We start from the raw sequence: 12492 nt of genomic DNA, 5'->3' as shown, positions 1-12492 counted from the left end.
TGATAATGGAAAAGCCGCTCACGGGCGAAGCCACCCGTTGCAGGATAGCGACGAGCGTGGAATCGGCGTCGGGTGACATCGGACGCGACGCCCGCTAAGGTGGCTGCCTCTCATCGCTGACCAGAACCGGTATGCTCGATGCTCTGCTTCGTTACATGCGCCCAGTGGCGACGGCATTCGTTGCCCTGCTGGCGCTGCTGATCCCCGACAACCGTACCTCCCACGAACCGGATGCGGCCTTGTCGGCGATTCTGTCGCGCGACTTCATCCAGGTGTTCACGCGCAACACCCCGACCACGTATTACGAAGGCCGTCACGGCCCGACGGGGTTCGAGTACGACCTGGTGCGGCGTTTCGCGGAATCGCTGGATGTCAGCCTCTCACTGAACAGTGTCGGCAATATCGGCGACGTTCTCAGCGCCGTGCGCGACGGACGCGCCGACCTGGGCGCCGCCACCCTCTCGCTCGACCCGGCCGAACCCGGCATTCTCTACAGTCGCCCCATCATGTCGATGCAGCCCATGGTCATCTACCATCGCGGCATTCCGGCCCCGACGACGCCGGAGGATCTGCTCGGGCTCGATATCGCCGCACTGCGCGGCTCGGGCACCGGTCGCGCCCTGCGCGACCTGCAAAAGTCGCTGCCCGAACTGACCTGGCAGGAAACCGACGAGCTGGAAGTCACCGATCTCATCGAGATGGTCGAGAAAGGCGAATTCGATGCCGCCGTCGTCTATGCACACCAGTTCAAGCTCAACCGGCTCTTTTTCCCCGACGTCGAAAACGGATTCATGCTGGGGGCGCCGCAAAGCCTGGTCTGGGCGTTTCCCAAGGACAGCGGCGTGGCGCTGCTGCAAGCCGCCAACCGGCTCATCGACCGTCTGCACGCCAGCGGCCAGCTCGATGAGCTGATCGCACGCTACTTCGGTCACGACGATTATCTCGAATACGTGGGGGCGCGCCTGTTCATTCGCCACGCCCAGGCACGCCTGCCCCGCTACGAGGCTGCGTTCAAGGAAGCGGCCCGCGACACCGGTTTCGACTGGAAGCTGCTCGCCGCGCTGGGCTATCAGGAATCGCACTGGAAGCCGCGCGCCACGTCACCGACCGGCGTGCGTGGCCTGATGATGCTGACCAACGACACGGCCGCCGAAGTCGGCGTGACCAATCGCCTGGATCCCGAGCAAAGCATCGAAGGCGGCGCGACGTACCTGCTTCACGTGAAGGGACGCCTGCAGGAGGAAATCACCGAGCCGGATCGCACCTGGATGGCGCTGGCCGCCTACAACGTGGGCCTGGGGCATCTCTACGATGCCCAGAAGATCACCGAGATGCAGGGCGGCGATCCCTATAAATGGGCGGACGTGCGCAAGGCCCTGCCACTGCTTCAAAAGCGCAAGTGGTACAGCCAGGTGCGCCATGGCTACGCACGCGGCGGCGAGCCGGTGATCTACGTGCGCAACATTCGCCGTTACTACGAGATCCTCAATTACGTGGACCGCAGCCGCCGTCAGTTCCACCATCTCGGCGAGCGCGACGACACCTTCCCCCAGACACCCTTCAATACCGTTCCGCCGGTGCTTTAGGCATCGGCCTCGCGCTCATTCGCGCCGCGCCGCGAAGAACGCCTTGAGCAAGTGCGTGGCACGCGAGGCCAGCACGCCGCCCTCGACCTCGACGCGGTGATTGAACCAGGGCTGGGCGAACAGATTGGCGCGCGACTCGACCATGCCACTGCGGGGTTCGGCGGCCGCATACACGACCCGTGCCACGCGCGCATGGATGATCGCGCCGGTACACATCAGGCAGGGCTCCAGCGTGACGAACAGCGTGCACCCCTCAAGCCGGTAGTTGCCCAGGCGCTCGGCGGCATCCCGCAGGGCACGAACCTCGGCATGCGCGCTGGGGTCATGGCTCGACACCGGCGCATTGAAGCCCGTCCCGACGATGTCGCCGTCGCGTGCAACCACCACCGCGCCCACCGGCACTTCCCCCGCCTCCAGCGCTCGATGCGCTTGATCCAGCGCACGATGCATGTAGAAGGTATCGCTGCGCATCGCGAAGCCGTCTCCGTATGCTGATAGAATTGGAACGACCGTATGAAAACGACCGTTCACAAGGATGCCGGCATGACGCAACCACTCGACACCCTCGTCGATCTTCTGGGCCTCGAGACCCTGGAAGAAAACCTGTTTCGCGGCCACAGCCAGGATCTCGGCCTGCCGCAGCTGTTCGGCGGCCAGGTCCTCGGCCAGGCGCTTTCCGCCGCCACGCGCACGGTGGAAGCGACCCGTTGGGCCCATTCCCTGCATGGCTATTTCCTGCGCCCCGGCGATGCCAAACGCCCCGTAGTGTATCAGGTCGACCGCGTACGCGACGGCGGCAGCTTCACCACGCGCCGGGTCAGTGCCATTCAGAACGGCAAGACCATCTTCTTCTGCAGCGCCTCGTTTCACGGCACCGAACCCGGCTTCTCCCACCAGCCCGACATGCCCGACCTCGAGTCGCCCCAGGCGCTGATCGACGCCGGCGCCGAGGTCCAGCGTTTCGACGGGCATCCCATCGAATTCCTGCACCTGCCGGACAGCGTCACCGACATGCCCCGCAAGCGGCTGTGGTTCCGTCTCGCGGGAGAGCTGGCCGAGGATGCCGCGCTGCATCGCTATCTGCTCGCGTACAGCTCCGACTTCAATCTGTTGACCACCAGCCTCGTCTCGCACGACACCTACTTCGGCGATCCCAGACTGAGAATCGCGAGCCTCGATCACGCCCTCTGGTTCCATCGCGACGTGGCCATCAACGACTGGCTGCTGTATGACATGGACAGCCCCTGGGCGGGCAGTGCACGGGGCTTCTCGCGGGGCAGCATCTATGACCGTCAAGGTCATCTGGTGGCCTCGGTGGCGCAGGAGGGGCTGACGCGCCTGGTCGAGTGACGCGTATCGCCACGCCGGTCTACGTAGAGAGCATGCTACCGACATGACAAACGGTTACCATTGGCCACCACCCGGTATCGACGTCGCCCAAGCGATATAGCCACCAACTCAAGAGTGGCGCGGCATGGCGCGATACGCGCCCATGCCTGCCAATCGCTGCGATACCGGCATCGCCCGGCCCGAGCCCGGGACCATCAATGAATACAAGGGAACATCATGTTACGACGTATCTCACTTGCCTGCGTGATGGCCGGCAGCCTGCTTCTGGCAGGTTGCGGACAAGATTCGGCAGACGCACCACTGGCACATGTTCCGGCTGATACCCCCTTTCTCTTCGCCAATCTCGAAACCATCGACGACGCGACTCTCGACGCCGCGCTGGCGTCATCAAACGCTTCACTCGCGCAACAGCGTATCGATCTGCGCCAATTCGCAGAAGAACTGCGCCGCGACGGCGAGGCCGAGTCCCTCGCCAATGTGCTTGACGCACTCGCCGAGGAGCTTGCCGGCAAATCGGACTATCAGCAGGTCGCCGAACAGATCGGCGTCGACCTGGGCGGTCAGAACGCTCTCTACGGTCTGGGCCTGAGCCCGGTATTGCGCCTGAGCATCAACGATGCTGAGCGCTACCAGGCTTTCCTGCAACGTCTTGCAGACGCTGCCGGCCTGCCGCTGGAAACCCGCACGCAGGGCGAGCTGGAATACCGCCAGGCACGCCTCGGCGAGGCGCCGCTGCAACTGCTGAGTACCGTTCATGACGGCCAGGCGGTGCTGGCAGTCGCCCCCACCGAACTGGATGACGACGCACTGCAGCAAGTGTTAGGCACGAGCCTGCCCGACAACAGCGTGCAGGATACCCAGCGCCTCAGTGAGCTGGCCGACGCCAAGGACTACCTGCCCTACGGCCTGGGCTATGTCGATACGACACGCTTGGCGACCTTGCTCACCGGCAGTCAGGATCCCATGATTCAGGCCTTTCGCGCATTCGCCGAGCAGACGCAAGGTCAGGCCCCAGAACCGGTTTCGCAGAGCTGCCGCGAGGATGCGACGCGCCTAGCCTCGCGCATGCCGCGACTGAGCGCCGGCTACACCACGCTCGACGCCGCACGCACCGAGCAACGCTTCGATGTGTCATTGGCCGAAGATATCACCGCCCCGCTTGCCTCGCTCACTTCAACACTGCCGGGCCTGGGCAATGACTCGCTTGAGTCTCCCTTCGACCTTGCGATCGCACTGCCCATGAACGACCTGCGCGACCTGCTGACCCAACAGATCCAACACGTGCGTACCGCACCGTTCAGTTGCTCGGCGCTCGCCGAACTCAACAACGATCTGGACGAACTCGGCCGTCAGGCCAACATGCTGGCCATGCCCCCGTTCGGTAGCCTGCGCGGCATGCGGCTGGTAATCGATGAGCTCACGATGCCCGAGCATAGCGATCAGCCCGCCATCAAGGGCGCTCTGCTGGTAGCCTCCAGCGACCCCAACGGGTTGATGGCGATCGGCCAGAGCATGCTGCCCGGGCTCGCGACACTCTCCCTTTCCAACGACGGCGAACCCCAAGCTCTGCCGCCACAGCTCACCGCGATGCTAGGCGATGCACCGGCCTGGCTGGCCATGACAGACAAGGCACTCGGCGTGGCAACGGGTGAGGGCGAGCAGACGACGCTCAAGTCCTTGCTTCAGGAAGAAACCGGCGAGGCCGGCGAACTGATGCACGTCAAGCTTTCCGGCGACATGTACGCCAAGTGGCTTCAGCTTGCCGACGCCTTCGGCAACCTCGCAGGCAACGACGCTGCAGCACTCGAAGAGCAGCTCGATGCCATGCAGAACCAATTCGAGCGCATCGACAACGTCGTAATACGCATGCGTATGGAAGACGACGGCCTGGTCATCAACAACCGTATCGACTGGCAACAGTAACGCCGTCTGCCCAGAGCGCCTGGAAACACTCTGGTTCCTGGCAGCACTGCCCCCTTCATGGGCCATTCTGCAACCTGCCAGACACGAAAAAGGCGCGGGGGGAGATCCCCGCGCCCAAGTACGATCGGTCTATCGCGATCGGTGCGTCGGCACCGAAACGCGGCCTCAGCCGTTCTTCATCGATGCCATGTCGATGACGAAGCGATAACGCACGTCGCCTTTCTGCATGCGCTCCCAGGCTTCGTTGATGTTCTGGATGTCGATCATCTCGACGTCGCAGGTAATGCCCTTCTCGGCGCAGAAATCCAGCACTTCTTGCGTCTCGGGAATCCCCCCGATCAGCGAACCGGCCAGCACGCGACGGCGGAAGATCAGGTTGGCGCCCATCACCGCGGGCTCCAGCGGCTGCATCTGCCCGACCAGGATGTGCGTGCCGTCGTACTTCAGCGCCTGCAGGTACGGATTCAGATCGTGCTGGTTGGGTACGGTGTCGAGCATGAAGTCGAAGGTCTCGGCGACCGCCGCCATCTGCGCCTCGTCGGTGGACACCACCACATGGTCGACGCCATTGGACTTGGCCTCGGCCACCTTGCTTTCGGAGCGCGTGAACAGCGTGACCTCGGCGCCCAGCGCCTTGGCCAGCTTGACGCCCATGTGGCCGAGGCCGCCCATGCCGATCACGCCGATCTTGTGGCCCGGCTTGACGCCGTAATGCTTGAGCGGCGAATAGGTCGTGATGCCCGCGCACAGCAGCGGCGCGGCGGACTTGAGGTCGATGCCTTCCGGCATGCGCAGCACGAACCGCTCGCTGACCGTGACCTTGTCGGAGTAGCCACCCTGGGTAAGGCTGCCGTCATGGCGGTCCGGGCTGCCGTAGGTCATGGTGAAGCCTTCGGCGCAGTACTGTTCCACGCCGTCGTTGCATGCCTGGCAATGGCGGCAGGAATCGACCATGCAGCCCACGCCGACCAGGTCGCCTTCCTTGAAATTGGCAACGTCGCTGCCCACCGAAGTCACGCGACCGACGATCTCGTGGCCCGGCACCACCGGATAGGCGGCCATGCCCCAGTCATCCCGTGCGAAGTGGAGATCGCTGTGGCAAACGCCGCAGTAGAGGATCTCGATGGCGACATCGTCCGGACGCGGCTCGCGGCGTTCGAAGGTGTACGGCTCGAGTGCCGACGCGGCGGAATGCGCAGCGTATCCTTTGGCTTGTGGCATAACGAATATCCTTTCGATGGTGAATGCGATCGCCGGTCGTGCTGACACGACACCAGGACGCGATCGCGGACCCCGACAGTGTGGGCATGCCACGGCATCTCGGCCATGCCCGATTCTGTGCAATGTTTGCCAGATACTGCTCTCTCGCCGCAGGATTTCCCTGACACAAGGCAAATTTCATGCACGATGTTATCCTGTTGCGGCGTCAGCTACCGTCGAGGAAACGCCGATGACCCTGCCAGCCCCTTACGCCACGAGTCCTGCTGCCGATCATGGCCTGGAAGCCCGCCTGGCTTCGCGCCTGGCCCCGCTGGCCACCCAGGAAGGATTCGCCGCCACGCCCTTGCCCGGCGTGCAGCTGATCACCTCGCACTGCGGCCACGCGCGCACGCCGCTGATGTACGAGCCGAGCCTGGTCATCATCGTGCAAGGCAACAAGACCGGCTACCTCGGGGATCGCATCATCCATTACGGTGCCGGCCACTATCTGATTCAGGCCATGCCGCTGCCTTTCGAATGCGAGACCCATGCCAGCGATACGGCCCCCTTGCTGGGCCTGTCGGTGAGTCTCGACATGGCCATGCTCGGCGAACTGGTCCGACGCCTGCCCACGGCGCCCCCGACGCGCATGCCCGCCCCCATGGCAGCCGTGGACATGGATGCGGACATGGGCGATAGCGTCATGCGCCTGATCGACTGCCTGCACGACCACGAGCAGGCCGCAGCGCTGGGCGACGGCCGCATCCGCGAGGTACTGTTCGCCGCCTTGCGCGGCCCCCAGGGCGCATCGCTGCGCCAGTTGGTGGCCCACCATGGCCAGTATTCCCGCATCGCCGAAGCGCTGACCTTCCTGCACCAGCAATACGCTCAGTCCCTGAACGTGGAAAGCCTCGCACGGCGCGTCAACATGAGTGCCTCGCACTTTCACCACCACTTCAAGCGCACCACGCAGCTCGCACCGATGCAGTACCTCAAACGCTTGCGGCTGCTCAAGGCGCGCGTGCTGCTCACCCAGCAGGGCTATCAAGTGGCCCAGGCCGCCACCCAGGTGGGCTACCAGAGTGCATCGCAGTTCAGCCGCGACTATAAGCGCTATTTCGGCCAGAGCCCGCTGGACGATCGCCAGTCTCGCTCCGCCCACTCGCCATGAACGCGAAAGGGCATGTACTGAAGTTTCGGCCCCGACATGCCGATAACGTCTTCATCACCATCCGGCTGATGAATGGATAGCCTCTCTCGGCATGACATGGCAAGGAAAGCACGACATGGCCCTATTTCTGACATCGCAAGGCCTGCCAGACACCATTCAGGGAGAGTGGGACATCAAGCTCATCGCCTTGTCTTGTCTCGTCGCCTGGCTGGCGGCAGGTCTGGGCCTGCTCATCGGCGATCGCATGCAGGAAGCCAACGGCAGATGGCAGCGCCAGGGATGGCTGCTGGCTGGCGCCGCCATGATGGGGCTCGGCGTATGGAGCATGCATTTCACCGGCATGCTGGCGCTGCGACTGCCCCTGCCCATGCATTACGACGCCGGACTGACACTGCTGTCCCTCGTCCCCGCCATGCTCGGCAGCGGCTATGCTCTGCGCATCATGGCGATGCCCCGTCCGCGCCTGAGTTACTCTCTGGTCGGTGGCGTCGTGCTCGGCATGGGCATCGGCATCATGCACTACCTGGGCATGGAAGCCATTCGCATGCCCGTGGAGGTACGCTATGACATCGGCCTGTTCGTCATGTCGCTGGTGGTCGCGATAGGGCTAGGTGCCGCCGCGATGCTCATCCATCGCCGCTATGCGCGGCAGCGACGCCTCAACCGTCTCGATCACCGCCTGGTCAGCATCGCCGCCTGCATTTCGCTGGCCATCAGCGGCATGCACTACACCGCCATGTCGGCCACCTACTATCTGCCCACGCCAACACCTGCCCCTCAACACGCGGTGACGCCTGCGTCCTGGCTGGGCGTCAGCGTCAGCGGCATCGTCATTCTCCTGCTGATGGTTGCCGGGCTGTGGGTATTCATCGACCGGCGCCTGCAGCGCCATCAGCGTCAGTCCGTCATGTCGCGCGAGCAGCTCATGGAGGTGATCGCCGCCATCAACGACGCCTTCCTGCTGTTCGATCACCGGGGCCGGATCGTGCTCAGCAACCGGACCTTCTCGACGCTGACCGGCTATACCCCCGACGAAATTCGCAACCAGCCACTGTCGATTCTCGAACACTCGCACGAAAGCGCCCGGACGTACCGAGACATCCAGCGTTGCGTCGTCGAGCACGGCCACTGGCAAGGCGAGATCGAGGCACGACGCAAGAACGGCGAGGCTTTTCCCGTGCGCGTCAGCGTCAATCGCGTCGATTACAGCCAGGGCAATGTCCATCACTTCGTCGCCACGCTTCATGACCTGAGCGCTCACCGCGAAGCGCAAGCGAAGATTCACCGGCTCGCCCATCACGACACCCTCACCGGCCTGCCCAATCGCCAGACGCTCTACGCGCGCCTGGATGCCCTGCAAGCCGCGTGTCGCGCACAGGGACCGGGCGGCGCGCTGATCATGCTCGATATCGACAACTTCAAGGCGCTCAACGATTCCCGAGGCAATGCCGTCGGCGACACCCTGCTTCTGCATGTCGCGCGTCGCCTCAAGCGCTTCGCTCGCCACGAGCATGACCTGGCACGCCTGGGCGGCAATGAATTCGCCCTGATCGTCACCGACCTGCCGAGTGCCCACGACGATGCCGACGAGGCATTGAGCCGCCACCTCGACACCGTGCGTCAAGCCATCGGCGGCGTATACGACCTCGACGATTTCACTCATACCACGACGCACAGCCTGGGCGGCGTCCGCTTCGGCGACGGCGACGTGCCGGCGGACGAGCTGGTCAAGCGCGCCAGTCTGGCGATGTCCCACGCAAAGCAGGAAGGCGGCAACGCCAGTCGCGCCTTCCGCCCCGAGATGGAACAGGCACTTCAAGTGCGCGTCTGCATGGAAGCCGAACTCCGTCAGGCGCTCGCCACCGACCAGTTGCAGCTCTTCTATCAGCCTCAGGTGGATACCCGGGGGACGATCATCGGTGCCGAGGCCCTGATTCGCTGGCAGCATCCCGAACGCGGCATGATTTCGCCGGGCGACTTCATTCCCCTCGCCGAGGAAACGGGCCTCATCGAACAGATCGGTGGCTGGGTGCTGGATACGGCCTGTCAGCAGCTCGCCACCTGGTCACGCCACGACGCCACGTCCCACCTGCAATTATCGATCAACGTCAGTGTGCGCCAGTTCCAGCAAGCCGATTTCGTCTCGCGGGTATTGGACACCATTGCACGTCACCGGGCGCCGGCCGAGCGGCTCACGCTGGAGCTGACCGAAAGCCTGCTGCTGGCCAATGTCGAAGGGGTCATCGACAAGATGACACGGCTCAAGCAGCACGGCGTGAACTTCTCGCTGGACGATTTCGGCACCGGCTACTCGTCGCTGGCCTATCTCAAGCGCCTGCCCTTCAACACCTTGAAGATCGATGTCTCCTTCGTCCGCGACGTGCTCGTCGATGCCAACGACGCAGCCATCGTCAAGACCATCGTCGCGCTGGCCGACAGCCTGCAGCTCAAGTCCGTCGCCGAAGGCGTCGAGATGCAGGCCCAACGCGAGTTCCTGGAGCGCCTGGGCTGCCACTATCACCAGGGCTATTATTTCGGCCGCCCGTCACCCATCGATGTCTTCGAAGCGCACCTGGCAACGCAGGCCTCCGCGAGCGCTACCACGCCATGATGCCGCGCACGATGTAATAGCCCCCCACCAGGGTGACCAGCCAGCGCGTCCAGCCTCGAAAGCTCGCATCGGTCAAGCGTCGCAGGATGGCATTCCCGGCACGGGTCCCCAGGAAGCTCAACGGGATCGCCAGCGCGATCCAGCCCCATTCCCCGCGACTCAGCGCCAGCGCCGCCTGCCAATAGAACACCACCTTGAGCGCATGGGCGATGACCTGGATCGTCGCCTTGGATGCCACCACCGTGCGGCGATCGAGCCGCGTGCGCACGAAGCCGATGTCGATGGTCGGCCCCGACACTCCGGCGGCGATGGTCAGCCCTCCGGCGACACAGCCGCACAGCACCGCATCCAGCGGTCGGGACACGTCGAGCCGGAACCAGCGCCGCGGCAGCCAGACCAGTACGGGCAGCATCCCGATCAACAGCATCACCACGCGCTCGTCCGGCGTGTAGCGCAGCCAGGCCAGCAGCCCCGCCGCCAGCATCACGCCAAGCACGATCCAGCCGACGATGCGCCAATCGATGTAATGCCGCGACAGGAAGGCCCGGGAACCGTTGGCGCCCAGTTGAATCACGCCATGCACGGCGATGGCCGTCGTCGCCGGCAGCCAGGCCAGCAGGAACCCCAGCAGGATCAGGCCACCGGCCATGCCAAAGACACCGGAGAGCGCGGAAGTCCCGAACACCACGCCCAGAAACGCCAGCGAGAGAGGAAACGTCATGTCCGCTGTCTGCCATCCGCGCGCCGATGTGAATTACCGCACACGATGATGGCAGCCACCCGCCATCGCTGCGCCATCACAGCACCTTGACCGTCGGCCAGGCGCGATCGGCACGCGTCGCCAGCGTGTCACGCAGCGCCTCGCCCGCAGCGCCGCTGGTCAGCATCACGTCGAACGCCTCCAGCTCGGCGAAAAAGGCCGGCCGCACCCGATCGAGCTTGCTCTCGTCGGCAATGAGGATACGCTGCACGGCGGTTTCCAGAGCCACCTGCTTGGGCACCACCTCGTGGAAATGGAAGCAGCTCACGCCCTTGTCGACATGCACCCCGGCGGCGGAAATGAACGCCTTGTTGATCCCCAGGCGACGAATCGCGGTGACCAGTTCCTCGCCACCGAAGGATTGCGACACCGGATAATAGAGGCCGCCCAGCAACACCAGCCGCACGTGAGGCAAGGCGAGTTGCTCGATGGCGTTGGCGACGTTGAGGGCATAGGTCACCACCGTCAGCGGCAGATCGGGATCGAGCTTGGCAAACAGCGGGATCAGCGTCGTCCCGCAGTCCACGAAGATCGTGTCGTCGGCCTCGACCATGCGTGCCGCTTCCTCGCACATTCGCTGCTTGGCCTGGGCGAAACTGTCCTGCTGAATGGCGAAGTCGTATCCGGTGGCAACCTGCGGATGCTCGGCCAGCAGCAAACGCCCGCCCAGCGAGACGATGGTGTCCTGGCTGGCGGCGATATCGCGGCGTATGGTCATCTCCGATACCTGACAGCGCTGGGCGGCCTCGGCAATCGGCAACATGCCTTCCGCGCGCAGGGTGTCCTGTAGCCATTGAAGGCGCGCCGCACTGCGGCTATTCATGTGCACATCTCCCTCGGCATACCGGTCGACGAGATCGCTCGCCCTTCTCCGGCACATTTTGTTAGCTTAGCCACAAAATTTCTGTTAGAAAATTAACAAAGATGGCTCGACGATAAATACAAGGACATTACCATGTCTGTGACTTCTTTCGCGCCGCCCGGCTCAACGGTCGGCAGCACGACCGACTCATCGCCCCATGCCCCGGCTTCGCCCGGATGCATGCCACTCGGGGAATCACGCCCATGACCGATCTCAAGCCCGTTGCCCGTCAGGCCCTGGCCCTGATGGACCTCACCTCGCTCAACGACGACGATGACAGCGCCCGCATCCAGGCGCTGTGCCGTCGTGCGGACACGCCCGCCGGCCATCCCGCCGCGCTGTGCCTGTACCCGGCCTTCATCGAGGACGCCCAGCGCGAGCTCGATGCCATCGGCCTGACCCGGCGCGTACGCATCGCCACGGTGACCAACTTTCCCGACGGCGCCCCCAACGCCGAGCGCGCCGCCCGGGAAACCCGGCTCGCGGTGGCTGCCGGCGCCGACGAAGTCGACATCGTCTTTCCCTACCGAGCTCTGCTCGACGGCGCCCCCGACGTCGGCCGCCTGCTCGTCGAGGCCTGCCGCGACGCCTGCGGTGGCGCGACTCTGAAGGTCATTCTCGAAACCGGCGAGCTCAAGGATCCCGCGCTGATTCGCCAGGCCGCCGACATCGCCATCGCCGCCGGCGCCGACTTCATCAAGACCTCCACCGGCAAGGTCGCCGTCAACGCCACCCTGGAGGCCGCCGAGATCATGCTCGAGACGATTCGCGACAGTGGCCGCGACGTAGGCTTCAAGGCCGCCGGCGGGATTCGCACCACCGAGGACGCCAAGGCCTACCTCGACCTGGCCGCACGGATCATGGGCGAGGCATGGATCAGCCCTGCGCACTTCCGCTTCGGCGCCTCGGGGCTGCTCGATGCCCTGCTCGCCACGCTGGAGGGCGATGAGGCCAAGGCGCCCGGCGACGGTTACTGAACGCGCCTCGGCAGGTATCGACATTCAACGGCAGACAACAACAACGCGGACA

The 12492-nt window shown here is 64.4% G+C and carries 10 protein-coding genes; 6 read left to right on the top strand and 4 right to left on the bottom strand.

The window, feature by feature from the left end; all coding sequences use genetic code 11:
• Window positions 1-131 precede the first annotated feature (131 nt).
• Entirely contained in the window at window positions 132-1586 is a 1455-nt protein-coding gene (mltF, locus tag ABGX75_RS07480) for a membrane-bound lytic murein transglycosylase MltF (RefSeq protein WP_287124584.1), read from the top strand.
• Between the two features lie 15 nt (window positions 1587-1601).
• On the opposite strand, the gene tadA is transcribed toward mltF, so the two are convergent.
• A complete protein-coding gene (gene tadA, locus ABGX75_RS07475) occupies window positions 1602-2057 on the bottom strand; it encodes a tRNA adenosine(34) deaminase TadA (protein WP_011506142.1) in 456 nt (151 codons plus the stop codon).
• A gap of 72 nt (window positions 2058-2129) precedes the next feature.
• On the opposite strand from tadA, the gene ABGX75_RS07470 reads away from it, so the two are divergent.
• Window positions 2130-2936, top strand: a complete 807-nt coding sequence (locus tag ABGX75_RS07470) for an acyl-CoA thioesterase II (protein WP_287124583.1) — start codon at window positions 2130-2132, stop codon at window positions 2934-2936.
• Window positions 2937-3152: 216 nt separating this feature from the next.
• Window positions 3153-4859 carry a hypothetical protein gene (locus ABGX75_RS07465; RefSeq protein WP_287124582.1) on the top strand — a complete coding sequence of 569 codons (1707 nt, stop codon included), beginning with the start codon at window positions 3153-3155 and terminating at the stop codon, window positions 4857-4859.
• A gap of 165 nt (window positions 4860-5024) precedes the next feature.
• Here the strand turns inward: ABGX75_RS07465 and ABGX75_RS07460 are convergent, their stop codons facing one another.
• The gene (locus tag ABGX75_RS07460) at window positions 5025-6080 is read right to left on the bottom strand and encodes an NAD(P)-dependent alcohol dehydrogenase (protein ID WP_287124581.1); all 1056 of its coding nucleotides are present in this window, start codon (window positions 6078-6080) and stop codon (window positions 5025-5027) included.
• 229 nt (window positions 6081-6309) lie between these two features.
• On the opposite strand from ABGX75_RS07460, the gene ABGX75_RS07455 reads away from it, so the two are divergent.
• A complete protein-coding gene (locus ABGX75_RS07455; protein WP_011506138.1) occupies window positions 6310-7230 on the top strand; it encodes an AraC family transcriptional regulator in 921 nt (306 codons plus the stop codon).
• Between the two features lie 115 nt (window positions 7231-7345).
• Window positions 7346-9841: an EAL domain-containing protein gene (locus ABGX75_RS07450; RefSeq protein WP_287124580.1), complete on the top strand. Its 2496-nt coding sequence runs from the start codon at window positions 7346-7348 to the stop codon at window positions 9839-9841.
• Here the strand turns inward: ABGX75_RS07450 and ABGX75_RS07445 are convergent.
• Complete coding sequence (locus tag ABGX75_RS07445) at window positions 9828-10562, bottom strand: sulfite exporter TauE/SafE family protein (protein WP_011506136.1); 735 nt, start codon at window positions 10560-10562, stop codon at window positions 9828-9830. The two genes, ABGX75_RS07450 and ABGX75_RS07445, sit on opposite strands and share 14 nt — an antisense overlap.
• A gap of 76 nt (window positions 10563-10638) precedes the next feature.
• On the bottom strand, window positions 10639-11424 hold the full coding sequence (locus ABGX75_RS07440) for a DeoR/GlpR family DNA-binding transcription regulator (protein ID WP_287124579.1): 786 nt from the start codon (window positions 11422-11424) through the stop codon (window positions 10639-10641).
• 242 nt (window positions 11425-11666) lie between these two features.
• Here ABGX75_RS07440 and deoC point away from each other — a divergent pair, with 242 nt between their 5' ends.
• On the top strand, window positions 11667-12440 hold the full coding sequence (gene deoC / locus ABGX75_RS07435) for a deoxyribose-phosphate aldolase (protein WP_011506134.1): 774 nt from the start codon (window positions 11667-11669) through the stop codon (window positions 12438-12440).
• The last annotated feature ends 52 nt before the right edge of the window (window positions 12441-12492 follow it).

The organism is Chromohalobacter sp. (assembly GCF_039830575.1).
GTDB classification, from domain to species: domain Bacteria; phylum Pseudomonadota; class Gammaproteobacteria; order Pseudomonadales; family Halomonadaceae; genus Chromohalobacter; species Chromohalobacter israelensis.
This window is presented reverse-complemented; position numbering and strand designations above follow the sequence as displayed.